We start from the raw sequence: 24,619 nt of genomic DNA, 5'->3' as shown, positions 1-24,619 counted from the left end.
GGTCTTGGAATTGGCCGCTTATCTAAACAACCTTTCCCAATACCTCAACCTGCTGATCTTCAACTTCAACATCCTTGCCATTGAAGTTCATAAACATCTTGCCGTTCGGGAGGCGATGTAGTTCATTCACCGTGGTTAAGCCAGAGAAAGAAACAAGATACTTCCCACTGATCACCTTCGTATTACTCGTATCCACAAACAGTTTCTGCCCTTCATACTCAACTAGCATCAGGTTCTCTGCTTCTGGCATTCCTTCCAAAAACTTAGCGTCGAAGAACATCTTGCCTTTGTCGATTAAATCGCCGTTCTTTAGCTCGAAGTAGGGTAGCTCAATTTTTCCACTTTCAGAACTAGGTTCACCCTTCTCATACATCTCACCTTCACCAAGCAGCAACCAACGAAGAGATACCCCAGTAGTCAAATGTACACGTACAGCGATTTCAAAAGGAGTTTGATCACGCTGATGCCAAGTTGAAATAGTACCTTTGCCTACTCCAAGCACATCAGTGAGCTCTTTGTATTCTGACAAATGTAGAGCCTCAACCAATCTTGAGGTCACATTTTTGCCTCCTTCATACGAAAGAGGTTCAATTTTATCTTGACTAGGACTCATATGTAGATCTACCATTCATGCATCAGTAAGGGTGTTCTGGATTGTATAGCAGCAAAAAGAACACAATTGAATGACTCAATAACACGATAGGATACCACCATGGAATCAACTTCAATAGTGTTTAACGCGCCACTTTCGCCTTTTGTCACAGTACAAAAGTTCTCTGAATTCACAGGTATAGCTGTTGGTCAGGTGAACAAGATGATTCATGAAGGCCGCCTTCCTATCCGCAATAAGCTTAAACCAAAAGAAAAGCCACTTATCAACATGGTTGCATTGGCAAACGAAGCTGATCAGCAGGCTTATTAAATCATTGGGTTAATTGAGTAAGTCATTTGAATATGCCTTAGGGATAGGAAGCTCACAATGTCTGCAAATGAATGTCCTAAACACACCGCGTTCACAAACGCATGCTCCACCTTTAGCAACGATCACACCGTTAAGCAGTTGGCGGCTAAGTTCGGGCTAAACAGTCAAATGCTGTGTAACAAGCTGGATGCAAACAAAACACACAAGCTGTTTGTTGAAGAGTTGCTGTTACTCACCAAAGCAACCTACAACCCAGCAACCGGAAAAATGGACACCGGCTTAGTTGATGGCCTGCTGCGAGAACTCAACTTAACAGCCATTCCATTACCAGAATCAGAAATAGCTCAAAAGCCAGCATCGCTGACAGACCGCATGTTGCAGATTTCATCTGCAACGGGTGAACTCAGCGCACATGCTTTGCAAATCAATGCCACCAATCGCGTAAATCGCACAACGAAAGAGCAGGTCGTCAAACGCGCTCAATGTGCAGTACGCGAACTCGTCATGCTAATGAATGAAGTAGAAGGCAAGTTTCAAGCTGTGCCGGTTCTTTCGTGTGCGTTTGATGCCATTGGTTCTATGCCTTTGCCTGGTTTGTTATAGGGGAATCCACCATGGGACAAGCACTACAACGTATTGAACATCAGTTTCCTCGCCCGGCAGAGGAATCCATTGCCCAGTGTCATGCACTGTTTAACTGCGAAAGCCAGTTGGGCCTGTCGTATGACAACTTGGAAGAGAAGGTAAAACGCACGTTGTGTTTTTCTGCAGGGTTAAAACAACGCCACGTTGAAATGAAGCTTCACGAATTGAACACCCTAGAGAGAAAGGCATTACACAACGCCATTAACACACTGGCCGATGCGCTAAAGCCTCTCGCTCATCAGTTGTTTAAAGAATTCCGTTAGTAACTCTATTTATCTGAACATTTGTTATTTGGTTAGGAGAACACCATGGAACAAGGAACAGTAAAAAGTCATTTGCTACAACAAGCTGAAGCCCTCGCAAAATACAGCAGAGCGCTTGCGAATTCACTAATACAAGAACGTGATTGCCATGATGTGATGTTAGGGATCATGCAGCTGGCGATGGTGAACAAAGATGTGATTCATATTCACGTGAGATTTTTCGCACATATTAATGATATCTATGTATCTGTTAATCCGGTAAATAATAGCTATAAAATTTCAGAAACCATCAATGTTTATGCTGAGATAATTTCGCTGAATCCGGAACATTATAATGATGATTCATCGCCACTAACTCGATTGTTAGAACTTGAAGACAAACTATTAGAACTGATCGCTGAAGCTAAAGATAAAGCAGAGGTGGCAGCATGAGCCTCGGTCATATCATGGTCACTTCTGATGACTTATACGCGGCACTTTCTGATGTCGGGATGCGTTCTGAATCGAAAGATATATTCGTGAATATCTTTAATTACATCGAAGACATGACAGGTGAATGGTTCGCACTCGATACCGTTCGCGCTCAGTCCATCCATGTCGCCCATGATCCGGTCTTGCTAGCTGTCGATGAAATTTATGCCGGTTGGTTCGCGTTCTGGATGTGTGTATTTAACAGCTCAGACCATGGAAGTGAATTAGAAGCCCAAGCAATGGGTTCAATTCGAAGCCTGTTTTTTGTCGCTGCTCACAACCGACAAATCACCGTTCCTTCAGCTATCGAAACATGGTGGCTGCAAACCGCAGACATTCACCGTAACCATTCACTTAACGAGGTGGCGGCATGATGAATTATCTAGCTGTGTTCTTAAATTCAGGTGGTGGCGTTGTTCGTAACGAAGAAACCCAAGAGGTGATGAATTTACAACTTGGTGAATATCCATCTGCAGATATTGCGATTGAACATGCGTGCGAACAATTGAATTGCAAACATGTGCTAAATGGCGTTCTTGTGAAGGGACAAGACAAAGGCGGTTTCATGATTGTTGATGCGCAGGAGTTTGTAAGTCTTTAAAGAATCAACGCCCCAAAAGGGGCGCGATATTAGTGGTTATTTGTTCGAGTTAAATTTTCACCTGCAAGCCAAGACATAACGACTTCGAATCGAGTCAGTGTGATATTTGAAACATCATTACCGAGCTCAATTCCTGCTCTGATATGAGCGGCAGAGTCAAAGATTTGTAATACAGCATTATCTTTACTCTGAAGCGCTTTGTATTTGGTAAGCAGTTCATCTTCACTGGTTGGTTCTTCAGTTAGAAGGTCAACATATTGCTTGTGTTGATATTGTGAATGAACTGATTTTACTGCTGGTTTAATTGTATGTGATATGGCTGCAATGAAAGGAATGAACACACCAACTTCAAAATTGAATTGTGTAGTAGCAACAAGAGTTGTTCCCAAGAAAACTTGGAGAATGCTTATTGCATTATCTAATCGATTATAGAAACAAGCGTTCATTTGCTCCATTCGATTGGAGTAACGAATTTTAAATTGGGTGTTATGTTTCGACATGTTTTTATTCCTTTTGTTTTTGCGGCGGTTGTTCTGGAACTTCGCGTTTAGGTTCATGAAATTTGTCTCTGTCGCCGTTAGCTCTTTGATCTGTATAGCCTGTCATTTGGCTTTCCTTTTTTGCTGGGTTGTTATGTGGAAACAACATCTTAGCGAACGTGTGCCAGCTACGTAAATGGGCCGGGTTCCCCCACGTTACGGGGGATTTAAACAATACGAACGAATAAGAACGATATAAGCCGAATAAGCGCGAATACGAATTTAAAAATAATTTAAATATTTTTTAATTTGTATTTTTCGAGGTGATAGGAAAGAAGATGCTATCGAATAATGATCTCTTTTATGTGGCTGCCACTGTGCAGCCACATGACAAAACAGAAAATAATTTAGCCGCTTATAATAGCGGTTTTTTAGGATTCGATTTTTGTGGGCCACGCCCAAGTCGTTTAAATCCAGAACAACGTTGGGAATTAAACCGCGTCAGTCGCGAGAATAATTTTTTTGCCGAGAAACAAAAAGCGCATGCCGCTTCTTTGCCTGACTATAACGCAGATCACCTCCGCGAAGCGGCGGCACGAAGTGACGAAAACAATAGGCTTGTCCAAGGGCGCAAAAGTCCGACACGCCATAAAGTGTCTGATTTATCCCGCCGTGTGGCAATGTTCCGTAAGGCTCAGCGTGGTTCGGTGGTGCTGGATAGTATCGAGTCGGCTTACAATCACGACACGTTGTATGCGCTCTCAGACAATGGAAACAAAGCTCGGGTTTTGGCACCGAAAGGAAAATCCAAGGTTGCAGAGCCAAAAATTAATCCAAATTCAATCAGATTGATGAAACGTGATTGGTCCGGTGGATTCAAAGTTCAGTATCACACGCAGACGCCATCAAGTGCCGCGCCGGATGCTCAGGAAGGCGACAGATTTACAGAAAACCTGACCAAACGCGCGGTAAGCAAGGTTTTTGAGTCGGGCGCCTATGTTGCAACGTGCTGTGGTGGGTTTACTACGTTCTTAACCCTGACATTTAAAAAAGAACAACGAAACAAAATCTTCGGAGGCATGGTTGACGGCGATGCTGCGCCATATTCCACATTGCCTAAACCACCGTTACCAGCCAGTAAAACCCGCGGGCCGCGTTCGATGTTGCGGGGCCGTCCACAGCTAAAATGCACCGATGGCACAAATACCCCAATCAATATCAAGCGCAACATGGCAAAGTCAGTTGATCATATTGCTGGCCCATACACCGCGCTGGATGTGCCGACCACTTTTGAGAAAGATTCAGGAATGATTGTCGGCCCTATCTGCCCGCAGCCTGTATTGATGAATGCCGATCGTGTTATTGCGGGGCCATACTCACCACTTTGCGCCAAACCAGAAAAAGAATTCACCCTCACTAAAACGGCTGAAACCACGATAGGCAAAGAGGTTAGCCGTTTTTTGGATGGCGCAAAAAAAATGTATCACCGTGGTTGGGTGGCAAATCATACCGTTGAAATTGATGTTGAAAGCGGCGCGGAATATTGCAAATTAGAAGAAAAATCCATAGCCGGTTACACCAAAGCCAGCGACGTGGGGCCAACTCAAGAGCCATCAGATTTTCATTATATCTGGGTGGCTGAATGCCCGGCTAATGAAGACGGTGAACCTAATCCTCACGTACACGTTTTATTAAACTGGTCAGTGCCTAAACCGCAGTTTTCTGCCTGGTCAAAACGGCTAGAAAAGTTATGGGGTAATGGTTTTGCTAACTTGCAACGTATCCAGCAACCAAAAGCAGCGGGAACTTACATCATCAAAGCCGTTGGTTATGCCGCCAAAGGTGAAAATGCCGACCAAGGGCTAATCAAGGGCAACCGTTATAACATCGCTCAATGCAGCCGCGCCCCAGCTTGGGAATGTGTTGCCAGTTTTGAGGCCGATAATATGGCGGCAATTATTAAAGAGTGTGGATACCAGTTGGAACAGTGGCGAAAACCGCTAAACCGAAGCATTAGACGTATTGAAAGGCAGATAGACCAAACCATAAAGGCGAAAGCGATAGCCAAACAAGCCAAAAAGCCACAAGACGTGATCCACAAATTAACGGGTCGCATTATCCGGCTTGAACACCAACAGAAAGCGGTTCGGGACCAAATAAAAAGCCGTGAAGTTTATGCCACCACTAAAAATATTTTTTGCTTTTCCTTTGATGGCGAACACGCAGAAGAAAAGGCGTGGGATTTCTTGCTTTGGGCAGCTGGCGCTCGCGGTTGGTCAATGGAATCGAGATCGGATGATGAAACTTACCGACAAATCGTAGCCGAAGCCAAACAGGCCGCACGTATCGAGTACGCCAATAACTATCACCAGTTCAAAGAAAAGCGCGCTTACTGGCAAAGCGTTTTACATGATCCATTAATACGATGTGATGATGGTGATCGAGATGCGGAGCTCGCGTGGAGTATGTCCATGTTCGAGCAATACGAAAAATCTTACGAGATTCGAACCGGTTGGTTGGAATAGTAAGGGAGTATCATGAAGAAATTGACAAGGTGTTGGTTAATTTAGCTTTGTCACTTGGAGCTGAATGCTTAGCTCTAGTACTGGCAATGGTTCAAGGCCAGACACTTCGCATGATGTAGCATCACTTGTAAGCCAACATTCGATGAAGCTGAGCAGGTCATCTGCATCGAAGTGTTTTGGGGATCTAAACGCACACTCCCAGACGGTAAGAACTCGCCAGCCATTTTCGATAAGCTGTTTAAATGCGGTGTGGTCCCTTTCCTTATTTCGTTTAAATTTGGATTGCCAAAATGCAGAGTTAGTTTTGGGTATAGTCCCGTGAGAACAGCCGGCATGTTTATGCCAAAAGCATCCATGAAGGAAAATTATTGCTTTGTACTTAGGAAAAACGAGGTCAGGTGTACCAGGTAGTCGCTTATCATGAATTCTATACCTAAACCCTTTGGCAAAAAGGAGCTTGCGCAAGTTCATTTCTAAACCTGTGTTCTTTGATTTATATAGGCGCATATCAGGCATAGAACACATGACCAGCAAGGAAGCTAATAATAAAAGCCTACGACAATAGTGAAGAAATGCCAGAACAGGCTATCGGCAATCAGCTACTAGACTTAGTAACCACTGATATAAGGAGTTCACCATGTGCTTTGACGGTTTAGCCCTTAAAGTGTTGAAAGAGCAATTCAGGGAAAACACTAAACGTTCGGTTTCGCCTGGGGGAAAAACGGCTGCCGATCCTTCTTTGGAACGCAATGAACACAGTACCAAACTATCGTCCACTCGGGAGAATCTGCTTTCATCCAAGGTGAAGGGGATTCCAGGCATTGAATACACGGCCTGATATGCCGACAGTCATCGCAAAGCTCTAGCCTTGGTATTTTGACTAACTCTTTATCTGTATCAGTTACTTGCGTCACTTTTTTTCTCGTTATTGCTGCACATTGAATAACTTTACTGTATATTCGTACAGTGCTTTACGCAAGGAGTACTGTAAATGGCGCATTCAATCAGCTGGCAAGCCATTGATTTTATAGTTGAAGCTCTCGCTGCAAGTACATACGGCGAAGACCGTACTGAAGTAGGGGTGTATTTGGTGGAATTGGTAATGAAAGAGAAGAAAGGGCAGCTAGATGCAGCCCAAATGGAAATGGTTAGAACCCTGCTGACTGATGCCTCGTCGCTTGCCGTCCAGGTAGATACAGATACTTGAATTGTTCTTCGTCATCAATTCTTCAGAGGGAACGGAACGCATTTGATGTTCCGTTTTATTTCTTAACGTCGTATTTAGCGTATTGATTCATGTTATGTAGTGTAAATATCATTGAAGTGGTTTTCTATCGACTACCAACACATCTGTTAAGTGCGGAAGTAGCAAATACACTGACTCTCCAGAATTTTCGTCATCATTTTCTTCGATAGCTGTTAACCAAAACCAAGGGGTGTCACAGTTGCATTTATGTTCATCTTCATTGGTTAGGGAAAACCTTTGCCCACAACTCCAGCACCAAACATGAAAATCTCCACATTCATCGCATTTGGCAACGCAACATATGCTTAAAGGCATTTGGGAACTGCCAATTCCAAAAGGTGCGTCCCATAAGACTAATCCTCTATTTTTTCTTGAATTGCAGCTTTCGCTTAGACAATCACTCCATAGCGAAAGATCAAGTTTCTCAAGCTCCTCAAGTGTCACAAGCCTTATACTAATAAGCCCTTGTGCTCTGCGCTTAGCTGACTCGCTATATCCATTCGGGCAAACTAAAATACCTTTTGAAGCGGAGCAGTCCCTCATCATCCCTTCAAATGACTCAACATCCTTTACATTGATCGCACGCTTATACCTCTTGGCGTCAACGATTATTCGCCGTTCTTTACCATCCTCAAATCGACTATCAATTAAGACATCTACTTGCCGCTCACATTTACTGATAGAGCCAGTTAATTTTGCATTAGGAATAACTGTAACGTCATCAGACAAAAACTCTTCCGAACACAGATATGCCACGAATCTTTCGTATTTCTTCCAGTCTTCCATCTAGCACCTTAATAATTGATATTGAAACTGACAGCTTAAGCTAATGTATTCAGGGATATTACAGAGATATGAGCTTAATACATTTGATATAAAATCATATCAAATGTATTAAGCTTTGCGTGCGCATATGTTGTCTGTATGTTTTTTGAGGGCAAATGAGATCAAGTCGGAATGAAGCTTAGAACATATTTAACTGACTATGTAGTTCCTTCGCTTTCTCTGGTGACATCGAATTAACTAAGGCAGCAACCAGCTCGGTCGTGTTCTTTGCCGAAGGGCTGAGAGTATGGGAAAAGCTAAGATTCATAACAAAAGAGTGGCCACATTCGGGGTCACTACAACTGCAGTATAAATCCGCATAGCCGGTCGATATTCGATTGGTTTTTTGAATGCGGGCTTTCTCACCGCACTCTGGGCAAAATACTCTCATAACGCATCCACTTGATTGACGAACTGACCAATCAATTGTAAATCAAATGACTGTGTTTTTATACAGTGATGTCTGCTAAGTCTTCTCAACACACAAAGAGATGAGTGCGCCCACGTAAAACACATTCACGCCACGGAAATCGCACTCCTCCTCCCCACCTGCGACGTTTAAAAAAAGTGATTTTTTTCAGTTTTGTTTTCTGCAATTCTGGCGGTGGTGCCTGGCGAGTGATTTAGCGCTAAGCCCCATGAATACAGGGCTTTCAAGGTATGGTTGATGGAAGAAACTAGCGATGAAACCACAAACATAAAACTGAAAAATTGAAATTAATTACAGATTTTTTCAGTTTTAAAGATCACTTAATGATCTATCTTGTTTGATTAAGTTGTTGAAATTAAGAGGTTTTGCGTATTTTCTGTCACTGTTTTAATGATCTGGTTGATCGCGACAATGATCTGATGACTTACGTTTAAAGCCAGGCAGGACAAGGGCTGGTAGCGTTTTTTGTCTGAAAATGAAATTTCAATTAACTGAAGAAGGAACTTAAAAGCGCTAGCTCAGTTTTAGCCCATTTTGTAGATTGAGTGATTGCTCGTCACATTTCTTATGCTTGAAATTTGACTACATCCTAACCGTGATACTAGGTTCATATTGTGGGTGTGTTGGTTTATATATTTCATAACACCGAAGGTGAATGGTATGAGCTCAAATAACGAACTAGAAACAGAAGTTAAATTTTTGCCAGCAGGAACTAGTATTGTTTTTGAAGGTGCTACAGAAGCTAAATTTGGTGCACTTACAGTTGTCCAAGGCGTGCTTGATATTACATATTATGACGGCTCAACAGCTTTAGTGAAAATGGGGAAATTCCCTGTTTTAAAAGCAAAGTTGTTAGTTGATTCCTACATAATGATAGATAAAACGGAGTTAAATGTTTTAATTGATAGTTCCATCGAGAAAAGTCGTAGTAAGCATAAGAAATGGTATGAAAAATCATGTTGGTTTGAAGGTGAATATTGAAAACTAAGATACAAGTTAATCAACGATACTCTAAGCTGTGGGCTAGTCACCTGACTTCAGCCCATATCCTTATCAGTATATTGGGATCCATATGAAATTTAGAATTGTTATTAAAGGAACACAAGTATCTGCTGTGATAAACAGATACAAGCTGCCTTAAATCGTCATCAGAAAGGTTCATCCCAAGCTGGTTTTATATTGAAGATTTGCTTGGCATGAAGTTTTTAAGCTTTGTATTAATGAGGTCGATGGTATTTTTATGGAGAATTGTACATGTCTAATCAATCAATAGTTTTACGTAAAGAATTATTCACCGAAAATGGTTGGAATAAATTATTGGGTCAATTGGAAGTGAATTTAGATGCTAGCAATGCTGTTGAAAGCTTTGAAGTTGATTTCAAAGAAATTGAAATGAAAGGTGACTTTCACATCATTGATGGGATTCTAGAGGATGAACCAAAAGGTGGCAAAGGCCAAAAAAGTGGATGGAAAAAAAGCAAAGGAGGAGGCTGGTTTAAATAAAGGCACCTCTTAAGACGTAGCATGATTACACTTTTCTACTAACAAGCAATCAAGCTTGTTCGCCCTATAGATTAGCTCACGGGACGTTGGCGCTGTAGCCCATCGTCCCTTATTTGGTCTCAAATTATATGCTGTTTGGCTGTCCCTTAACATGTTACATAAAAAGCAATAATCAATAGACTATCGATGATCAAAAGTCCTAACCTAAAATAGATTCAACTGAGTGCTACTTGCTTCTCGCCATTAGCTAAAGTGAACTCAAACTGCAAGCTTTTCGGCACCTCCACATCACTATTGACCGCATCCATGAACATTTCACAAGCGGGTATCACTTCGTTCTGGGTATAAACTTCGTTGAACTTAATTGGGTCGCCTCGGGTGCCGCCATTGGGAATGATGGCCGCCAGTTCGACAGGGAAGCGATGACCGGTTAGCACTTCCTGTGCGGATACATTTTTTATCTTTTCAAATTCATCTTTGGTGGCAATGTCGCCAACCGGGATCAACTGAATGCCTTTTTCCTTACCATTTGGAATGTTGATGAACATAGACCGGAAATTACCAACACCACGGCTAGAAGCCATCTTCTCTTTTAAATCGTCTTCATCATCTTTACTCAAGTTCGGGTCAGTGGCGTAAAAGATAAAGCCCATATGTAAGCCGTTCTTGTAGTATCGACGGCGAAAAGTAGTCGCATCGCTATTTAACAAAGCCGATTGAACACAACCCAAATAATCAGGCGAGCCGTAAACCTGTTGAGCCGGGTCGTATTGCTTAATGAAAATGACATCTTCTTGCTTATAGAGTCGCTTTTTATCATCGCGCTCTAGCAGCCAGTAATCGCCTTTCTTGTTCTTGCGTAAATACATCGATGGGAGAGGGTGCAGGCGAACCACACGACCAAAGTGATCGCGTATCTTTAGAATGGCAGTATCGCCAAACTCCAGGAAATCATGAACAGCCGATTGAACCTGTTGTTTAAGCATTCCGCCTTTTACGAATCGCCCGGCAATCATATTGCGTCGGGCCATTAAAATAGAACCATGATACGCATTGGCCCGGGTTAATTTATTTAAGCCGGTTCTATCTAGCGGCGGTTCCCAGTAGTCGTCTGAATCGTTGTAATAGAGTTCGCTGTATTCATAATTGGTGAAACCACTGTCCATGATTTCAGGCTGTCCAAAACTGAACATCAGACTTTCATTCGTTGATTGCTCAGAACCGGTTGGGTTTACTTGTTCATTATTACTCATGCACAGGTCTGCCAGGTTGATTTACGTTTTTGTTGGTGATCGAGAGGTTCATTGATGATGGCGTGAGAAATCGCCCAAAAGGCATCGGCATGGCCTACCGTTTCACTTCGGTCTGCCTTAAATGTCATCATGTTGCCACTGTTGGTACTGGTTCGCTTAATCGCCATGAATGCCATGGCAATGTCTTTGTGCTCCGCATCAAAAGAGAGTCGGCCACTTTCAATGACATCAATCATTTTTAACACTAAGCGGTTTTTGTTTTCGTTGCTGTAGTGAATCGGTACCGCTTCTCGTGGGTATTTGGCTTGCAATAGATCCCACACACCGCCACCGATGCCAGTGGTATCTACACCAATGTAAGAAACGTTATAGCGGTTATACACTTCTTCAATTTTTGCTACGTGATATTGAAAGTTGAGCCCGCGCCAATAATGCTTTTCTAACACTCGGAATTGTTCAGGTGCCACGATTGGCGGAGCAATCACAACCAAACACGCATTATCTCGGGTACGTGATGGGTCGTAACCTAGCCAGACTTCACGACGGCCAAAAGGTGCAACGGTCTTGGGTTTATAATCTCGCCACCGGCTAATATCGACCATGCACTTTTCAAGGTCGGAGAACTTAAATACCGAATGCGAGTCATCGACAAAGATGCACATAAACAAGTTATCGAAATCTGACTTGCTGTATTCATCTTTGAGTTCTTCAATATCGAATAAACCGCAACCGCCGTTAGCCGCATCTTCAATGGTGACAATGTAACGCCATTGGCGGTCAGGGCAGAGGATCCCTTTCTGCATCTCTTCAAAGGTTGGGAATTCAATACTTTCCCGGCTGTCTCTGCCTTTCTTCCAGGAATCCCCAGTCCAGAACGGATAAGCTGCATGTACCTTGCTAGATGGCGTAGAGAAATAGGTTTTACGCCATTTCTTATGGGTCGCCATTGCCGAAGCGAGTTTATTGAGTTCATCAAACTTGGGGATCCAAAAATACTCATCAATATAAACATGGCCGTGGTAACTCTGAGCCGTTTTGCTGTTGGTTGATAAGAATCGAAGTTCAGCGCCATTGGAGAGAGTGATTGGGTTACCCGTTAACTCAATATCTAAAAACTCTTTTGCGATGGCAATTATGTAACTGCGGAATACTTCCGCCTGGGCGCGAGAGGCCGACAGAAAGATTTGGTTATCACCCGTTAAAATCGCATCTTCTAAAGCTTCACCGGCAAAGTAATACGTAGCACCAATCTGGCGAGATTTTAAGATATTACGAATACGCTGATGAAGATTATCACGCATCGCCAGTTGATATTTAAACAGCGATTTATGCCATGGTTTGAAATCATCCTCGGTGATCTCATCAATGTTATTTTTGCCCGCTTTTGATTTTGTAAGAGTGGATTTCTTGTTATTAGCTTTGGTGGATGAGTTGCGGCTTTTCTGTTTCTTCGGTACTTCTTCCTCCTGTTCGCCAGAAGCCTTTTGAATTCGTAGCTCTAATTCAACACGTTGTTTCTTCAACTTCACGTGATGTTCAATCAGCTTGGTCATTTCTTTGATTTGCTGATCGGTCTTTTCTGGAAGCTCTAACAAGGTTTCCACCCGGCGAGCAATCGACTCTTCAACGGTGTTTTCACGCAGGGAATCACGCCAGCCATATTTATCCGCCCAATAGTAGATGATGCGATCACTATTTAGCTTCAATTCAGCAGCGATTTCTTTTGGTGTCCAAGTGCGCATGTAAAGGCTCTTGGCTGCGTCTCTGATTTCTTTTGTATATGCCATGCCGCCAATAATACGCATCTGAAATAGGCAAATGACTAACAAAAATTCGGCTGTTTTCGGATAGACGCTGTATCCGAATTACCCCGAACAGAACTGCATGATTTGCCAACTTCAAGCCCGTATTCTTGCCGTAAATCGACATTCATTTGAAGCACTGACAGGTAATTATGAGTAAGAAATCAGGCTGGAAAATCGCTGCAACAGAAGGAGCAACCATTGACGGTCGCACCATCACTAAGCAGTGGATTCTGGATATGGCAGATCAGTATTCAACGACTGAATATGGTGCGCTTATCTGGCCTGAGCATTCCCGTAGTCGATGGGACAAGTTTGAAGGAAAAAACTGGGGCACGGTTGATGAAGTTAAAGCGGAAAAACAGGCGGGCAAGTACCGTTTATTAGTCAAACTTTCACCCAATAAATACCTGCTGAATGCCAATGCTGATGGGCAAAAGTTATTTATGTCTATCGAGCCTAATCCTGATTATTGCGGTTCTGGCCGTTGCTACTTGATGGGGTTAGCCGTGACTGATTCGCCAGCATCAACAGGAACCACACTTCTTAAATTCTCAACAGACAGTGAACACGAATACAGCCAACTAGAAGAGCTGGATTTAAGTGATGTGATGGAAAGAGATCACAGCTTGATTGCTAGTGCGTTTTCAACCATTGCTCATTTCTTCTCTTCTGGCGGGCAGTTACCCAACATCGCCCCAACCCCTTCTGATAGCAATAAGGACGAAGAGCCAATGAACACCGAGCAGTTTAACCAAATGATGGGCAAGCTGAACGACATTGAAACCAAGCAAAATGAGCTTGAAGAAAAGCAAACAGAATTTGCCAGTCAGGTCGAACAGTTCTCCATTCAAGGTAAACCAGAAACCGAAACAAAACCTGAAGACGAGCCCGAGTCAAAGGGCGGAGCAATCACGGCTGAGCAATTTAGCCAGGTAACTGAAAAGCTGGACACTTTGTTAAATAAACAAGGTGAGATGGAAACTCAGTTCAATGCATTAAAACAGGAAGTACCGAATCAAGCGCCGGCTGGTGAAGGTGCGGGTAATCAAACGAAAGTGGAGACATTTTAATGCTCAATGCCATTTCAACTGAATATCTACAAAAATATTGTCAAGCAGTGGCGGCTGATGCAGGTGTGAGTGATCCATCTAAACAGTTTGCTATTGCTTCGCCTATTGAAACTCGCCTGCGCCAAGCCATTATGGAATCAGATGCCTTTCTTGGCATGATTTCAATGCAGTCGGTTGACCAGATTAAAGGCCAGGTGGTCGACGTGGGCACCGGTGCTTTATTAACGGGCCGTGTTAAAGATGGCCGCTTCCGCAAGAAGCTGGGTATTGATGGTAATACTTATGAGCTGGTCGAAACGGATTCTTGTGCTGCGGTAACGTGGGCCATGCTAACTCAATGGGCAAATGCCGGTACATCAGGCCAGTTCGTTAAGTTAATGAATACCGCGATTTCTCGTAACTTCGCCTTAGACATGTTGCGGGTGGGTTTCCACGGTAAAACGATTGCAGACACAACCGATCCAGCCGCAAACCCGAACGGTGAAGATGTAAACAAAGGCTGGCTGACAATTGTAAAAGAAAAAAAGGCGGCTCAAGTCTTAGCTGCTGCAACGTTAGACCCTACGGGCGCAACCGTTGATTCGTATAAAAACCTTGATTCACTGGTGAACGATTTAATCAATACCACCATTCATGAAACCTACCAAAACAGTACCGATTTGGTGGTGATTGTGGGGCGTGATTTGGTTGCCTCTGAGCAGCACCGTTTATTGGAATCCGCCACGGTTCCCACTGAGCATAAGGCTGCACAGAGCCTCGCGAAAACCATTGCCGGAAAAGTCGCGTATACACCGCCATTTTTCCCTGCCAATCAAATCTGGGTCACGAACCTGAAGAACCTGCAAATTCTGACGCAGAAGGGTACCCAATGGCGTAAGGCCCGTAATGAGGAAGATCGAAAACAATTCGAGAACTCTTATTTGCGCATGGAAGGTTACGCCGTAGGTGACTTTGATAAGTTCGCTGCTATTGAAGCTGTCACCATTGCCGCTCCTGCGGAGGCATAAATATGGCAAGTCCGTTAGCCAAACAACGCCAAGCGATGTTAGCCAAACAGCAAAACCGACCCTCATTGGTAAGTTCGTCTTCTGAAGAACCCAAAAGCCTTCATCTGCTTTTGCATGAACTCGACAGTGATCTGAAAGTGCTGAAAACCTTCAATCGCATTGAAGACAAGGTGAAGCACAAACGTGAGCAGCTGATCCCTAAATTCAAACCATACATCGAAGAGTATTTAGCCTCTGGCGAGCAATACGACAACCCGCTATTTGCACAAATGGTGATCTGGTTGTTCGATGTGGAAGATTTAGAAACCGCCATTGAGTGGTGTCAAAAAGCCATTGATCGTGAACTCGATACACCCGAGCGATTCAAGCGTGATTTTGCGACCTTCTGTGCAGATGAAGTGTTGGCCTGGTCCGAACGCATGGCAGCACAAGGCCATAGCGTAGAGCCTTATTTTAGCCAGGTGTTTTTCAAAGTGCGAGAAGAGTGGCGCATCAATGAAAAGCTCACCGCTAAGTGGTTCAAGTTTGCAGGCCTGCATTTACTGCGTGATAGCGATGGGCAACCGCGACCAACGGCTGTGGGTGATCTTCAAATCTTAGAAAGCGCCGTTGCATTGCTAGGTGAAGCTAACGCGCAATACCCGAAGGTAGGGGTCTCTTCAATGATTGAAAAAACTCACGCCCGAATTCGAGCGATTAAAGAAAACCGTTTATAGGCTCCTATGCCACCGCGCCTCGGCTGGCGAGGATGAGCAAGTAACTCATTACTCCGCTTAATCCGTCGAACCAGTGGCTAGAGGCGCATCTATTTAATACGTAAAGCGAAAAGGAATCGTGATGAGCCTTGGTGGAAAACTTAAAACAGATGAAACCACGCTAATTGCAGGTAACGGCTGGCCTGAACTGTCTACCGGTGAATTCCGTCAGCTTCGTCGCATTCCGACCACGTTTGATAATGCATCGATGGCATTGGCGATCCGTATCGCAGCGAATGCGGTTCAAAACCAGTTATTAACCCTGCTTGATGCTGATGGCAATCCGCCAACATTCGATGAAACCCAAACAGCGATTTATCAACGAGCAGTCTATGGTCGTGCTCATGCTGATTTGCTGATGGAGTTTGCCACCCAGGACCGCCGAAAAGAAGCCAATAATGCGGCAACCGATGACATTGACCAACAAGACCGTTTCTTATCCCAAAGTTCACGCGATATTCGCCAACTTTTAGGATTTGGTCGTGCATCAATTGGGGTGATCTGATGGTGACTGAACCCTATACCAAGACCAAGTTAGAGCATCTCACTGAATACATAGTTTCTCACCTGAGAAGCAATGTGCTCGATAACAAAATCGATTCGTGGCAAGAGAACGGTTCTATCGTGCCAAACGGTGAAGACAAGGGAAACGGTGGTCATGTCGCTTGTCACTGGAAATACAACGCGGTGATTTCGGTAGAAGAATTCCCTCACCAGTTACTGGACCCGCGCAACTTGTTCGCTTTGGTGGCGTGTTGGTTACATGACCACGATATAGACCGCAATGAAGACGAGCTAGACGATCCATCTTTATCCGTGGATGTGATCAGCCATGAAGCTGCAGATGTGTCGATTGAATTAGAGCTAATCGAACCGATTGAAATGATCCCTGACCCAGAAGGAATGATTACCTGGCGCGGGGAAACTTATCGGGTGCAGGCGGTACCGATTGATACTGCCGAAGAGGCGGAGCTGGTTAATGAAACCGCAAATTAAGGTCAACAAACGTGACCGGCTCAACATGCAAGAAAAGCTTGCCATGTTGGCCCTGCCACCAAAGAAACGGTTTTGGATATTAAAAACCCTTGGCCGTTGGGAAAAAGCCAATACACGCAAGCGTATTCAGCAGCAAAAAGACATTCACGGCAGGGCGCTGGAAGGTCGGAAAGGTAAGAAGCGCGGCAAGGTCATGCGTCGTATGGCGAAGGGGTTAGAGCCCTATGTAAGAAATTCCAACACGTTAGACCTAACGTGGAGCAATAAACTTACCGCCAAAATTGCAGCAAGGCACCACATTGGGCAAGCCCAAAAAGTGACTGCTCGCGAGATGCAAAAGAAATATGGAACGCCTGACCCAAAAGAGCCTTGCACTAAGTCACAAGCACGAAAGCTGAGAGAGCTTGGGTTTGAAGTAAAAAGGAAAAAAGGGACGGGAACAAAGAAGCCGAGCCTCAAATGGATCATGGAAAACATCAACAAAGGTAAGGCTGGTTTGATGATTCGAATCATGAAGGGCGAACCGTCAAAGAACGCTTGGGATATTCCCTTAGCAGAGCGCCAGATTTTAGGCAGCAACGACCGTGAAGTAACCCGCCAACTCATAAAAATCATTGAGCAGGCCAAGACGCGAACATAAGCGAGGAATAATCAATGGCAACCGGAAAGGTAGAGGTAAATAACCTCAATTTAGGGCAAGGAGGGGTTCCAGAAATTGAACGCCATTTGCTCTATATCGGGCGCACCGATAAAGCCGAACTGCAAGGCAAGGTAACGCGCATCAATAACATGACCAACCTAGATGAAGTGGTTGCCGATGATGCGCTAGGCGCGAACGTCAAAGCCGCGCAGCTCAATGGCAAACAAAACTGGACGGGTGCCATCTTTGGTCTGGCTGCAGATGCTACTTGGCAAGAAGCGGTAGATATTGCCAACCAAACTGACTCGTTTGAAGGCATTTGTATTGTAGACATCACCACAGACAAGGCCAACTTCGATGTGATGCAAGCCAAAGCCACAGAGCTAACCAGTAAGCTTGGACGTTTTGTGTTCTTCCTTGCTGCTTGCCCTGGTATCGACAAAGCGGCTCAAACGTGGGCCGACTACGAAACCATGATGCTGAATCTGGTGAAAGATGTTGCGGCAAACATGGTCGTACCGGTTCCCCTGCTTAATGGCAACAACGTGGGTGTACTTGGTGGCCGACTTTGTGATCGGGCGGTCACGGTAGCTGATACGCCAATGCGTGTGGCAACAGGCAGTGCGTTAGGGCTTGGCGAAATGCCAGTCGATAGCGCAGGCAAACCACTCGAAATGAGCACTATCACAGTATTGGCCGATGCCCGTCATTCGGTGCCGCAGTGGTATGCCGATTTCGAAGGTGTGTATTGGTCTGATGCGACCACGCTAGAAACCAAGGGCGGCGACTACCAATACCTTGAATATGTGCGCCCGGTTCACAAGCTAAATCGCCGTGTTCGTGTTAAAGGGCTTCGCCGCATTGGTGACCGAATCCTGAACTCAACACCTCCTAGCATTGAGCTGAACCGCTCATATTTCCGCAAAGACATGAAGATTATGTCGAAAACCACGGAAATTGGCGGTATCACCTTCCCTGGTGAAATCATGCCACCGCGCGATGAAGATGTGACCATTCAATGGGTGACCAAAACCAAGGTGATAATCGGGCTAATGGTTCGGCCACATAACTGCCCGAAACATATCGTGGTCAACATTGCGCTTGATCTTTCTAACCCAGCCGATGCGGAGGGCTAATTTATGAGCATGCGTATTTCTGGCAAGAACATGCACTTTTCAATGGGCGACTACAAGCTGAAGGCTCAGAAAGTCACCCTTTCAATTACGGATAACTCTGCTGTCAATAAAACCTCTGGTGTTCCCGATGGTTGGGTTGATGGCGATGTGGAAGCCAGTGGTGAAATGGAACTGACTACCGCGCAATTTAACCAATTGAGCAAGGCAGCAAAACAAGCCGGTTCGTGGCGTGGTATGCCGGAATTCGATGCGCTGTTCTACGGCAAAATCGATAAAGACGAGCTGAAGATTGAAGCCTTTGGTTGCCGAATCAAAATCTCTGATTTGCTTGATGCTGATTCTAATGGTGGCAGTGCTCTGGTGCATAAACTGCCTTTTGAAGTAACAAGCCCGGACTTTGTGAACATCAACGGAACGCCATACCTGCGCCCAGATGAAACCGAAGACTTGGTGCAATAAGGGGGCTTGATGACTGATGTTATCGACCAAGGCTGCCGTTTCGAAGCCCAATTCACTGAAATGGCGATTGCCAACCAACGGGCAAGGGCTCACCGAGCTGAACAATGGGAAAGCGCACAGAAATGCGGCGAATGTGGCGACCCAATACCCGAAGAACGCCGCCAAAAAGTACCAGGGTGTAAATACTGCACCCAGTGCCAAAGCGACATGGAGCGAATGAAGCGATGAAACTAGGAAAGCTCTTTGTAGAGCATGTGATTAAGCCTGTTCTTGACCATTTAGATATGGCGACAGGTGGACACGGCAAGATGAACACGCAAGCCGCTATCAATCTAATTTTGATGATTGTGGCTCATGAGTCTGGAAAATTGACCTATTCAAAACAGGTTCGTGGCCCTGCTCTTGGATTTACCCAAATGGAACCGGCTACTTTCGGGTGGTTGATTGAATGGCTAGGTAAAACGCGACCTCACCTGTTGGATGCTTTATCTATGTTTGCACCAATTAGCGCAGAGCCCATTGGTAAAAACGATGCCGATTATATGGTGATTTCGCCCCAGTTCGCGGTGGCTACCGCTCGGTTGAACCTGATTCGATTCCCAGAAGCACTGCCAGAAGCAGATGATCTCGAAGGGTTAGCGCGGTACGCCAAAAAGTATTGGAACACTCACGCAGGTAAAGCCACCGAGGCGGATTACCTAAATGCTTACAAATTCATGGTTGGAGATGAGACATGAGCTTTTTAACTGGAATTATCGGCAAGACATTATGGGAAGTATTGAAAGGCCTGTTCTTTCAAATCGGTTGGAAAATTATTCTTGAGCGTTTTGCATCTCGCGCTGTGGTGTGGGGATTGGAAACCCTCAAAGGCTTAACCACCAATGATGTTGTTCAAGAAACCGTTGATGATGTGGTCTCGTCACTTCAAGGCAAGCGATTGAAGGAAATCCCACAGAAGGAATAGCTATGGATCCAAGTTGGCTAAACGCTTTAGTGGCTCTGGCAACATTTCTTAGCTTGTTAGTCAGTGCCCTGATTGGCTACTTATTCAAATTGTCCAAAGAGCTTTCGGACTACAAAACTCATGTGGCGCAGTATTACGCCACCAAAGATGAAGTTAAAGACCTGGCTGAGCGTGTAGAGCGCCAGATTGAAACGGGCTTTAGCAGAATGATTGAAATGCTTAAACAGAGAGATGCAGCATGACAAAAGCAATTGTTTTAACCATTGGCGAAGTAGAACTTGAATTCAACCCAACGCCAGCCGAATACGACGAAGCGCAAAACACCATTATGCAAGGCGATATAAGTAGTGCATCTCACAACTTCTTGATGAGCTGTGTCAGCGAAGGTTCAAAAGACGCACTGCGCGACATCACCAAAGCGAACGCAGGTGCAGCCACGCAGATTTATGGCGCAGTTCTTAAAGAGTACACACCTAAGCTTTCTATCTCAGTAAAAAAATAGATGGGCTTGTCGCTGCCATTGACAGCAGCGACAGGCAACAAATGTATGCGTGGCGGCGAAAGTGGTTACCCAATGAACCGGATACAGATCAGAACCTTGCTTACGCGATTTGGTTAGAGAAAAAACATTGGGAAAACATGCAAGCCGTCACCGCTAGCGGCGTAGCTAAGGCTTTCGGTGGATAAGCTAACTAACCCATAGAGAATTGTTGATGTTACCAGAAGCACTCAGATTTCAAATTGGATTGATTGACCAGATTTCAAAACCTCTGGGCAATATTCAACGTCATTTGAATGATGTCACCAACACCTATCGTCAAGGTACTCATACCATGATGGCTGGTGCCGCAGGCATGGTGGGTGCTGGTTTCGCATTACAACAAGCCTTAATGCCAGCGATTGAAATGGACCGAAAGCTAGGTGAAGTGAAATCACTTGGCGTTGCCGACGACCAGTTGAAAACCCTTGCCCAAACAGCAATGAAGTTTTCGGTTGAATATGGAAAATCGGCCACTGATTTTGTGGCTGCTTCTTATGATATTCAGTCTGCTATTTCTGGCTTAGGAGGCAATGAGCTTTCAGAGTTTACCCGCGCATCGGGTGTGCTTGCAGCAGCGACCAAAGCGGATACATCAACCATTACCAACTACGTCGGCACCATGTATGGCATTTTCCAAAACTCAGCGAACGAAATGGGCAAGGCGGATTGGGTAAATGTGTTGGGTGGTCAAACTGCGAAAGCGGTTCAGATGTTTAAGACTACGGGTGATGGAATGTCATCGGCATTTACTTCGGTAGGTGCTGCGGCAACCTCTGTCGGTGTGGGTATGACTGAGCAAATGGCGATTCTGGGTACGTTGCAATCCACCATGAGTGGCAGTGAAGCGGGTACCAAATATCGCGCGTTCTTAGCGGGTACTGCCAAAGCGCAAGAAGCCTTGAACATGCAGTTCACAAACGCCCAAGGGCAGATGCTGCCAATGGTCGACATCCTGAATCAAATCAAAGGCCGTTATGGTGACACGATTTCTGTGGTTGAATCGGCAGAGTTGAGCAAAGCCTTCGGTACCCAAGAAGCAACGGCCATGATCCAGTTGTTGATGCAAAACACTGATGGGCTTGCCAGTTCAATTAATAAACTTGGCAAAGTGAATGGACTGGATGTTGCAGAACAAATGGCAGGTTCAATGACCGACCAATGGGAACGACTCAAACAAGGCGTGTTTGCCGTTCGAACCGCCTTTGGTGCGGCGTTATTGCCTTCTCTCTTACCTGTAATTTCAAGCTTGGCCGATGGTGGAATAGAAATAATCAAGTGGACAGAGATGTTCCCGAACCTAACCAAATACATTGGCTTCGCTGGCATGACAATTTTAGGCGCGGCAGCCGCAGGGGGCGCATTTACCTTGATGATGGGCGTTGGTAAGCAAGCAATGGCGACTTACATGCTCACCATGAAGATGTTCACTGGTGTGAGCTTCTTACTGACCAAAGGAATGGCGGGGCTACGTGTTGCCATGCTTGCCGCCAATATTTCGATAGCGGCTAACCCAATCATTTTGGTCGTGGGCGCAGTGATTGCCGCAATAGCCGCCGTCGGTGCACTGATTTATTACTGGGATGATCTGAAAGCCTCGTTTGGTGACACCACTTGGTTTCAGGCTCTAACTCTGCTTTCAGCTCCAATTCGCATGTTGTTTGAAGTGATTCGTGGTGGTTGGCAGTGGGTAATGAGTGGGTTTTCAGATACCAGCGGCTTTAGTGGCTTGTTTGCCATTGTCGATGAGGTGAAGGCGGTATTCGCGAATCTATTCGGTTGGATAAGCGATAGCTTTGGGAGCGTTCTTGAAGCCGTGAGAGGTGTCGCAGATTGGCTACCAGGTTTCGGCGGTGATGATGAATCTATTCAAGTGAAATCTAAGTCAGTCCAAAGCGCAAAACCTTACGCACAAATTCAGCCAGGTGGCGCGGCCAAGAACATCGCCAGCTATCAAACCAGTTCAACCAATTACGGTGGCGTGGCGATTTATCCAACCTACATGGGTAGTCCGCAAGACATGGCGAGTGAATTAGAAATGGCGGCAGGCTGATGGCGGATTATATGTATCAGGATTTGCTGATCGAAAGCGGTGATGCGGTGCTCGATGCAGGCCGCAACCCGGTGTTGATTCAAGACCGAGCCGTAATCGCCCAAGACATTAAACACGCCATTATTGAAAGCAACTTGGCCGTTTATCTGATTGCGGAGCGTAGCCCTTCGAAAAAGGCGGATGCTCGGACGCAATTAGAACTGTTAGTGGAAGAAGATGTTCGCTTGGTACCAGGTACGGTACGCATTGAAGAAGCGAAAGAAGGCACTCTTTACATTTTTGCTGAGACATTAGAGTTCGGCACTGTTAGCACCGAGGTGACCATTGACTGATATACCTAAACCTGACTTTACCGAGTTAGCTAAAAAAGCCGGGCTCCCTCTTGAAGAAAGTGAATGGAAAGCGGTGCTGAAAGAGGAAGCGGAAAAGCAAGGAAGCACGATTGCCAATGACTCAAAATATTCGCCGTTCTGGCGCTTGATTGAGGCAATGGTGATTAAGCCTACGGTTTGGCTGATTAACACCTTTTTGGTGGGGTATGTGTTGCCCAACATGTTTGTGGCAACAGCGAAAGATAAGTGGCTCGACTTGTGGGCTTGGCAGTTTAACGTGACGCGAAAGCCAGCCACGAAAGCTGTGGGGCAAGTCGTAATAAATCGAGCAGCGACGCAAGGCCCGGCCATTGTAATATCTGCAGGCACCTTTGTTCAGACTGATCCAATTAATGGCACGGTTTACCGTGTTGTATTGAGAGAAGACACCACGCTACCTGAAAATGAACTGTCTGTTGTAGCCGAGGTGGAAGCCGAACATGAAGGTGCGGCCTATAACTTGGGTGAAGGGTATTACCACATTCTAGCAACGGCCATGCCTGGTATTAGTCGAGTGGTTAACTCAGCAGATTGGTTGGTTGAAGCGGGTGCTGATAAGGAAAGTGATGATCAGCTAAGGGTTCGAATTCGAAACCAGTTCAGTGGTGTAGCCAAGTGGCATATTGATGCAGCATACCGGGCTTTGTTGATGCTTCGTGCAGGTATCAACAGTGAAAATGTTTACTTTGAGCACAATGCGCCGCGTGGGGCGGGTTCTGCCAATGCGTATATTTTGCTGGATTCTGGTGAGCCATCATCGCAGATGCTGACTGATCTGAATAATCACGTAAATAGAGATGGTAACCACGGACATGGTGATGACCTTGGGGTATTTGCAATGCCTGGTAATCAGATAAACGTCACATGCCGAGCTTGGATAGGACGCATGATGTCCAGTACAGAGAAGCAAGAGCTTGAAACCAACATCGGTTTATTTATCGGCTCGGCCTTTAGGCAGAACACCGATTACAAGGCGACGAAAACCAAGCCTTCATCCCGTTTTAGCTTTTCCAAGCTGACGCAAGAACTTCATGCCAAGTTCACAGAGTTGGAGTCGATTGAGTTTGATAACTCAGACATTGCCAATGGCATGGAAGTACCGCGCATCAGCAATATGGAGGTGAGTGTTGCAACTGCCTGAATTTAAGCTCAAGCACTGGATGGGGAAAGGTGAAATCCTCAAGCTTGCCAAGGCCCTGCTTGGTTATTGGGACAGAATCAAGGCTGTACTGGAATGGCCGCTGCAGCAGCTTGATCCTATGGTTGCCCCGATAGAATTTGTTGACCTTATAGCGTGGCAACGTGATATCGAGCGATTACCTGAAGAACCGGAGCATATCTACCGCATTCGTGTGAGTTTTGCCTATTCATTTGCATCGGGGGGCGGCTCGGATGTGGGATGGGAAGATATGTTCGACAAGCTGGGTTACCCGCATATCACCATTGATGAGCGACTCAGTTACTACCCGTGGGATGTGGTCAGCGTCAAGGTCAACGACGGCGATATCAATGATGTACCAGGCCTGATGGATGCCATTGTTCGCCAGTATGGGCGAACCTGCCGAAGGTACAGCTTTGACGTAACAATGAAAGCGACAATGCATATTGGCGTCGCAGAATTTAGCCATACCCATGAAACCTACAGCGCATCATTAGGATAAA

36 protein-coding genes are annotated in these 24,619 nt (G+C 45.2%); 29 read left to right on the top strand and 7 right to left on the bottom strand.

Annotated features, from left to right (window positions below):
* Positions 1–22 precede the first annotated feature (22 nt).
* Entirely contained in the window at positions 23–613 is a 591-nt protein-coding gene (locus tag R3289_RS01160; protein ID WP_318923506.1) for a phage repressor protein CI, read from the bottom strand.
* 99 nt (positions 614–712) lie between these two features.
* On the opposite strand from R3289_RS01160, the gene R3289_RS01155 reads away from it, so the two are divergent.
* The 6 genes from R3289_RS01155 to R3289_RS01130 are packed head-to-tail and all read left to right on the top strand — an operon-like array spanning position 713 to position 2,902.
* Positions 713–922 carry a DNA-binding protein gene (locus tag R3289_RS01155; RefSeq protein ID WP_107282814.1) on the top strand — a complete coding sequence of 70 codons (210 nt, stop codon included), beginning with the start codon at positions 713–715 and terminating at the stop codon, positions 920–922.
* A gap of 57 nt (positions 923–979) precedes the next feature.
* Complete coding sequence (locus R3289_RS01150) at positions 980–1,525, top strand: phage regulatory CII family protein (protein ID WP_318923505.1); 546 nt, start codon at positions 980–982, stop codon at positions 1,523–1,525.
* 11 nt (positions 1,526–1,536) lie between these two features.
* Positions 1,537–1,830: a hypothetical protein gene (locus R3289_RS01145; RefSeq protein WP_318923503.1), complete on the top strand. Its 294-nt coding sequence runs from the start codon at positions 1,537–1,539 to the stop codon at positions 1,828–1,830.
* Positions 1,831–1,875: 45 nt separating this feature from the next.
* On the top strand, positions 1,876–2,262 hold the full coding sequence (locus tag R3289_RS01140) for a hypothetical protein (protein ID WP_318923502.1): 387 nt from the start codon (positions 1,876–1,878) through the stop codon (positions 2,260–2,262).
* Complete coding sequence (locus tag R3289_RS01135) at positions 2,259–2,675, top strand: hypothetical protein (RefSeq protein ID WP_318923500.1); 417 nt, start codon at positions 2,259–2,261, stop codon at positions 2,673–2,675. The genes R3289_RS01140 and R3289_RS01135 overlap by 4 nt, the downstream gene beginning before the upstream one ends.
* Positions 2,672–2,902 (top strand): hypothetical protein, encoded by a 231-nt coding sequence (locus tag R3289_RS01130; protein ID WP_318923499.1) that lies wholly within the window; start codon positions 2,672–2,674, stop codon positions 2,900–2,902. Before R3289_RS01135 ends, R3289_RS01130 begins: the two co-directional genes overlap by 4 nt.
* 29 nt (positions 2,903–2,931) lie before the next feature.
* Here R3289_RS01130 and R3289_RS01125 read toward each other — a convergent pair whose 3' ends face one another.
* Entirely contained in the window at positions 2,932–3,402 is a 471-nt protein-coding gene (locus R3289_RS01125; protein ID WP_318923497.1) for a hypothetical protein, read from the bottom strand.
* A gap of 317 nt (positions 3,403–3,719) precedes the next feature.
* On the opposite strand from R3289_RS01125, the gene R3289_RS01120 reads away from it, so the two are divergent.
* Positions 3,720–5,906: a hypothetical protein gene (locus tag R3289_RS01120; RefSeq protein WP_318923496.1), complete on the top strand. Its 2,187-nt coding sequence runs from the start codon at positions 3,720–3,722 to the stop codon at positions 5,904–5,906.
* 36 nt (positions 5,907–5,942) lie between these two features.
* Here R3289_RS01120 and R3289_RS20500 read toward each other — a convergent pair whose 3' ends face one another.
* Positions 5,943–6,413: a very short patch repair endonuclease gene (locus R3289_RS20500; protein WP_413466654.1), complete on the bottom strand. Its 471-nt coding sequence runs from the start codon at positions 6,411–6,413 to the stop codon at positions 5,943–5,945.
* 130 nt (positions 6,414–6,543) lie between these two features.
* On the opposite strand from R3289_RS20500, the gene R3289_RS01115 reads away from it, so the two are divergent.
* Together R3289_RS01115 and R3289_RS01110 are read left to right on the top strand one after the other, a co-directional pair.
* The gene (locus tag R3289_RS01115; RefSeq protein ID WP_318923494.1) at positions 6,544–6,744 is read left to right on the top strand and encodes a hypothetical protein; all 201 of its coding nucleotides are present in this window, start codon (positions 6,544–6,546) and stop codon (positions 6,742–6,744) included.
* Between the two features lie 153 nt (positions 6,745–6,897).
* Entirely contained in the window at positions 6,898–7,113 is a 216-nt protein-coding gene (locus R3289_RS01110) for a hypothetical protein (RefSeq protein WP_318923493.1), read from the top strand.
* Positions 7,114–7,221: 108 nt separating this feature from the next.
* On the opposite strand, the gene R3289_RS01105 is transcribed toward R3289_RS01110, so the two are convergent.
* Positions 7,222–7,938, bottom strand: coding sequence for a restriction endonuclease (locus R3289_RS01105; RefSeq protein WP_318923491.1), 717 nt, complete (start codon positions 7,936–7,938; stop codon positions 7,222–7,224).
* A 178-nt stretch (positions 7,939–8,116) separates the two neighbouring features.
* On the bottom strand, positions 8,117–8,368 hold the full coding sequence (locus R3289_RS01100) for an ogr/Delta-like zinc finger family protein (RefSeq protein WP_318923490.1): 252 nt from the start codon (positions 8,366–8,368) through the stop codon (positions 8,117–8,119).
* A gap of 699 nt (positions 8,369–9,067) precedes the next feature.
* Here R3289_RS01100 and R3289_RS01095 point away from each other — a divergent pair.
* Both R3289_RS01095 and R3289_RS01090 read left to right on the top strand, forming a co-directional pair.
* A complete protein-coding gene (locus tag R3289_RS01095; RefSeq protein ID WP_318923489.1) occupies positions 9,068–9,388 on the top strand; it encodes a hypothetical protein in 321 nt (106 codons plus the stop codon).
* A 273-nt stretch (positions 9,389–9,661) separates the two neighbouring features.
* On the top strand, positions 9,662–9,910 hold the full coding sequence (locus tag R3289_RS01090) for a hypothetical protein (RefSeq protein ID WP_318923488.1): 249 nt from the start codon (positions 9,662–9,664) through the stop codon (positions 9,908–9,910).
* Positions 9,911–10,125: 215 nt separating this feature from the next.
* Here R3289_RS01090 and R3289_RS01085 read toward each other — a convergent pair whose 3' ends face one another.
* Together R3289_RS01085 and R3289_RS01080 are read right to left on the bottom strand one after the other, a co-directional pair.
* Positions 10,126–11,163, bottom strand: coding sequence for a phage portal protein (locus R3289_RS01085; protein ID WP_318923487.1), 1,038 nt, complete (start codon positions 11,161–11,163; stop codon positions 10,126–10,128).
* The gene (locus R3289_RS01080; RefSeq protein ID WP_318923485.1) at positions 11,160–12,950 is read right to left on the bottom strand and encodes a terminase large subunit domain-containing protein; all 1,791 of its coding nucleotides are present in this window, start codon (positions 12,948–12,950) and stop codon (positions 11,160–11,162) included. The genes R3289_RS01085 and R3289_RS01080 overlap by 4 nt, the downstream gene beginning before the upstream one ends.
* A 167-nt stretch (positions 12,951–13,117) precedes the next feature.
* On the opposite strand from R3289_RS01080, the gene R3289_RS01075 reads away from it, so the two are divergent.
* From R3289_RS01075 to R3289_RS00995, 18 genes are all read left to right on the top strand, one after another.
* The gene (locus R3289_RS01075) at positions 13,118–14,038 is read left to right on the top strand and encodes a GPO family capsid scaffolding protein (RefSeq protein WP_318923484.1); all 921 of its coding nucleotides are present in this window, start codon (positions 13,118–13,120) and stop codon (positions 14,036–14,038) included.
* Positions 14,038–15,045, top strand: coding sequence for a phage major capsid protein, P2 family (locus R3289_RS01070; RefSeq protein WP_318923483.1), 1,008 nt, complete (start codon positions 14,038–14,040; stop codon positions 15,043–15,045). The genes R3289_RS01075 and R3289_RS01070 overlap by 1 nt, the downstream gene beginning before the upstream one ends.
* A gap of 2 nt (positions 15,046–15,047) precedes the next feature.
* Positions 15,048–15,761 carry a phage terminase small subunit gene (gene gpM / locus R3289_RS01065; protein ID WP_318923482.1) on the top strand — a complete coding sequence of 238 codons (714 nt, stop codon included), beginning with the start codon at positions 15,048–15,050 and terminating at the stop codon, positions 15,759–15,761.
* Between the two features lie 121 nt (positions 15,762–15,882).
* Positions 15,883–16,305, top strand: coding sequence for a head completion/stabilization protein (locus R3289_RS01060; protein ID WP_318923481.1), 423 nt, complete (start codon positions 15,883–15,885; stop codon positions 16,303–16,305).
* Positions 16,305–16,796 (top strand): phage tail protein, encoded by a 492-nt coding sequence (locus R3289_RS01055; protein ID WP_318923480.1) that lies wholly within the window; start codon positions 16,305–16,307, stop codon positions 16,794–16,796. The genes R3289_RS01060 and R3289_RS01055 overlap by 1 nt, the downstream gene beginning before the upstream one ends.
* A complete protein-coding gene (locus R3289_RS01050; protein ID WP_318923478.1) occupies positions 16,780–17,436 on the top strand; it encodes a virion morphogenesis protein in 657 nt (218 codons plus the stop codon). Before R3289_RS01055 ends, R3289_RS01050 begins: the two co-directional genes overlap by 17 nt.
* Before the next feature lie 14 nt (positions 17,437–17,450).
* Positions 17,451–18,572, top strand: a complete 1,122-nt coding sequence (locus R3289_RS01045; protein ID WP_318923475.1) for a DUF2586 domain-containing protein — start codon at positions 17,451–17,453, stop codon at positions 18,570–18,572.
* 3 nt (positions 18,573–18,575) lie between these two features.
* The gene (locus R3289_RS01040) at positions 18,576–19,031 is read left to right on the top strand and encodes a phage protein (protein WP_107282792.1); all 456 of its coding nucleotides are present in this window, start codon (positions 18,576–18,578) and stop codon (positions 19,029–19,031) included.
* Between the two features lie 9 nt (positions 19,032–19,040).
* A complete protein-coding gene (locus tag R3289_RS01035) occupies positions 19,041–19,259 on the top strand; it encodes a TraR/DksA C4-type zinc finger protein (protein ID WP_318923471.1) in 219 nt (72 codons plus the stop codon).
* Positions 19,256–19,768 carry a hypothetical protein gene (locus tag R3289_RS01030; protein ID WP_318923469.1) on the top strand — a complete coding sequence of 171 codons (513 nt, stop codon included), beginning with the start codon at positions 19,256–19,258 and terminating at the stop codon, positions 19,766–19,768. The genes R3289_RS01035 and R3289_RS01030 overlap by 4 nt, the downstream gene beginning before the upstream one ends.
* The gene (locus tag R3289_RS01025; protein WP_107282789.1) at positions 19,765–19,995 is read left to right on the top strand and encodes a hypothetical protein; all 231 of its coding nucleotides are present in this window, start codon (positions 19,765–19,767) and stop codon (positions 19,993–19,995) included. Before R3289_RS01030 ends, R3289_RS01025 begins: the two co-directional genes overlap by 4 nt.
* Before the next feature lie 2 nt (positions 19,996–19,997).
* Positions 19,998–20,237 carry a hypothetical protein gene (locus tag R3289_RS01020; protein ID WP_107282788.1) on the top strand — a complete coding sequence of 80 codons (240 nt, stop codon included), beginning with the start codon at positions 19,998–20,000 and terminating at the stop codon, positions 20,235–20,237.
* Positions 20,234–20,497, top strand: coding sequence for a putative phage tail assembly chaperone (locus R3289_RS01015; RefSeq protein ID WP_107282787.1), 264 nt, complete (start codon positions 20,234–20,236; stop codon positions 20,495–20,497). The genes R3289_RS01020 and R3289_RS01015 overlap by 4 nt, the downstream gene beginning before the upstream one ends.
* 41 nt (positions 20,498–20,538) lie before the next feature.
* Complete coding sequence (locus R3289_RS20495; protein WP_413466642.1) at positions 20,539–20,682, top strand: DUF6890 family protein; 144 nt, start codon at positions 20,539–20,541, stop codon at positions 20,680–20,682.
* A gap of 26 nt (positions 20,683–20,708) precedes the next feature.
* Positions 20,709–22,586, top strand: a complete 1,878-nt coding sequence (locus R3289_RS01010) for a phage tail tape measure protein (RefSeq protein ID WP_318923465.1) — start codon at positions 20,709–20,711, stop codon at positions 22,584–22,586.
* On the top strand, positions 22,586–22,918 hold the full coding sequence (locus R3289_RS01005; protein WP_318923464.1) for a DUF2590 family protein: 333 nt from the start codon (positions 22,586–22,588) through the stop codon (positions 22,916–22,918). Before R3289_RS01010 ends, R3289_RS01005 begins: the two co-directional genes overlap by 1 nt.
* Positions 22,911–24,098: a baseplate J/gp47 family protein gene (locus tag R3289_RS01000; RefSeq protein WP_318923462.1), complete on the top strand. Its 1,188-nt coding sequence runs from the start codon at positions 22,911–22,913 to the stop codon at positions 24,096–24,098. The genes R3289_RS01005 and R3289_RS01000 overlap by 8 nt, the downstream gene beginning before the upstream one ends.
* A 19-nt stretch (positions 24,099–24,117) precedes the next feature.
* Positions 24,118–24,618, top strand: a complete 501-nt coding sequence (locus tag R3289_RS00995) for a hypothetical protein (protein ID WP_318923924.1) — start codon at positions 24,118–24,120, stop codon at positions 24,616–24,618.
* Position 24,619: the final 1 nt, after the last annotated feature.

The sequence above is a fragment of the Photobacterium sp. genome, assembly GCF_033720175.1.
Classification (GTDB): Bacteria; Pseudomonadota; Gammaproteobacteria; order Enterobacterales; family Vibrionaceae; genus Photobacterium.
This window is presented reverse-complemented; position numbering and strand designations above follow the sequence as displayed.

Excerpts from the sequence above, each read along its gene's own strand:
- R3289_RS01160 (WP_318923506.1), bottom strand. The coding sequence starts at position 613 with ATGAGTCCTAGTCAAGATAAAATTGAACCTCTTTCGTATGAAGGAGGC.
- R3289_RS01155 (WP_107282814.1), top strand. The coding sequence starts at position 713 with ATGGAATCAACTTCAATAGTGTTTAACGCGCCACTTTCGCCTTTTGTC.
- R3289_RS01150 (WP_318923505.1), top strand. The coding sequence starts at position 980 with ATGTCTGCAAATGAATGTCCTAAACACACCGCGTTCACAAACGCATGC.
- R3289_RS01145 (WP_318923503.1), top strand. The coding sequence starts at position 1,537 with ATGGGACAAGCACTACAACGTATTGAACATCAGTTTCCTCGCCCGGCA.
- R3289_RS01140 (WP_318923502.1), top strand. The coding sequence starts at position 1,876 with ATGGAACAAGGAACAGTAAAAAGTCATTTGCTACAACAAGCTGAAGCC.
- R3289_RS01135 (WP_318923500.1), top strand. The coding sequence starts at position 2,259 with ATGAGCCTCGGTCATATCATGGTCACTTCTGATGACTTATACGCGGCA.
- R3289_RS01130 (WP_318923499.1), top strand. The coding sequence starts at position 2,672 with ATGATGAATTATCTAGCTGTGTTCTTAAATTCAGGTGGTGGCGTTGTT.
- R3289_RS01125 (WP_318923497.1), bottom strand. The coding sequence starts at position 3,402 with ATGTCGAAACATAACACCCAATTTAAAATTCGTTACTCCAATCGAATG.
- R3289_RS01120 (WP_318923496.1), top strand. The coding sequence starts at position 3,720 with ATGCTATCGAATAATGATCTCTTTTATGTGGCTGCCACTGTGCAGCCA.
- R3289_RS20500 (WP_413466654.1), bottom strand. The coding sequence starts at position 6,413 with ATGCGCCTATATAAATCAAAGAACACAGGTTTAGAAATGAACTTGCGC.
- R3289_RS01115 (WP_318923494.1), top strand. The coding sequence starts at position 6,544 with ATGTGCTTTGACGGTTTAGCCCTTAAAGTGTTGAAAGAGCAATTCAGG.
- R3289_RS01110 (WP_318923493.1), top strand. The coding sequence starts at position 6,898 with ATGGCGCATTCAATCAGCTGGCAAGCCATTGATTTTATAGTTGAAGCT.
- R3289_RS01105 (WP_318923491.1), bottom strand. The coding sequence starts at position 7,938 with ATGGAAGACTGGAAGAAATACGAAAGATTCGTGGCATATCTGTGTTCG.
- R3289_RS01100 (WP_318923490.1), bottom strand. The coding sequence starts at position 8,368 with ATGAGAGTATTTTGCCCAGAGTGCGGTGAGAAAGCCCGCATTCAAAAA.
- R3289_RS01095 (WP_318923489.1), top strand. The coding sequence starts at position 9,068 with ATGAGCTCAAATAACGAACTAGAAACAGAAGTTAAATTTTTGCCAGCA.
- R3289_RS01090 (WP_318923488.1), top strand. The coding sequence starts at position 9,662 with ATGTCTAATCAATCAATAGTTTTACGTAAAGAATTATTCACCGAAAAT.
- R3289_RS01085 (WP_318923487.1), bottom strand. The coding sequence starts at position 11,163 with ATGAGTAATAATGAACAAGTAAACCCAACCGGTTCTGAGCAATCAACG.
- R3289_RS01080 (WP_318923485.1), bottom strand. The coding sequence starts at position 12,950 with ATGGCATATACAAAAGAAATCAGAGACGCAGCCAAGAGCCTTTACATG.
- R3289_RS01075 (WP_318923484.1), top strand. The coding sequence starts at position 13,118 with ATGAGTAAGAAATCAGGCTGGAAAATCGCTGCAACAGAAGGAGCAACC.
- R3289_RS01070 (WP_318923483.1), top strand. The coding sequence starts at position 14,038 with ATGCTCAATGCCATTTCAACTGAATATCTACAAAAATATTGTCAAGCA.
- gpM (WP_318923482.1), top strand. The coding sequence starts at position 15,048 with ATGGCAAGTCCGTTAGCCAAACAACGCCAAGCGATGTTAGCCAAACAG.
- R3289_RS01060 (WP_318923481.1), top strand. The coding sequence starts at position 15,883 with ATGAGCCTTGGTGGAAAACTTAAAACAGATGAAACCACGCTAATTGCA.
- R3289_RS01055 (WP_318923480.1), top strand. The coding sequence starts at position 16,305 with ATGGTGACTGAACCCTATACCAAGACCAAGTTAGAGCATCTCACTGAA.
- R3289_RS01050 (WP_318923478.1), top strand. The coding sequence starts at position 16,780 with ATGAAACCGCAAATTAAGGTCAACAAACGTGACCGGCTCAACATGCAA.
- R3289_RS01045 (WP_318923475.1), top strand. The coding sequence starts at position 17,451 with ATGGCAACCGGAAAGGTAGAGGTAAATAACCTCAATTTAGGGCAAGGA.
- R3289_RS01040 (WP_107282792.1), top strand. The coding sequence starts at position 18,576 with ATGAGCATGCGTATTTCTGGCAAGAACATGCACTTTTCAATGGGCGAC.
- R3289_RS01035 (WP_318923471.1), top strand. The coding sequence starts at position 19,041 with ATGACTGATGTTATCGACCAAGGCTGCCGTTTCGAAGCCCAATTCACT.
- R3289_RS01030 (WP_318923469.1), top strand. The coding sequence starts at position 19,256 with ATGAAACTAGGAAAGCTCTTTGTAGAGCATGTGATTAAGCCTGTTCTT.
- R3289_RS01025 (WP_107282789.1), top strand. The coding sequence starts at position 19,765 with ATGAGCTTTTTAACTGGAATTATCGGCAAGACATTATGGGAAGTATTG.
- R3289_RS01020 (WP_107282788.1), top strand. The coding sequence starts at position 19,998 with ATGGATCCAAGTTGGCTAAACGCTTTAGTGGCTCTGGCAACATTTCTT.
- R3289_RS01015 (WP_107282787.1), top strand. The coding sequence starts at position 20,234 with ATGACAAAAGCAATTGTTTTAACCATTGGCGAAGTAGAACTTGAATTC.
- R3289_RS20495 (WP_413466642.1), top strand. The coding sequence starts at position 20,539 with ATGTATGCGTGGCGGCGAAAGTGGTTACCCAATGAACCGGATACAGAT.
- R3289_RS01010 (WP_318923465.1), top strand. The coding sequence starts at position 20,709 with ATGTTACCAGAAGCACTCAGATTTCAAATTGGATTGATTGACCAGATT.
- R3289_RS01005 (WP_318923464.1), top strand. The coding sequence starts at position 22,586 with ATGGCGGATTATATGTATCAGGATTTGCTGATCGAAAGCGGTGATGCG.
- R3289_RS00995 (WP_318923924.1), top strand. The coding sequence starts at position 24,118 with ATGGGGAAAGGTGAAATCCTCAAGCTTGCCAAGGCCCTGCTTGGTTAT.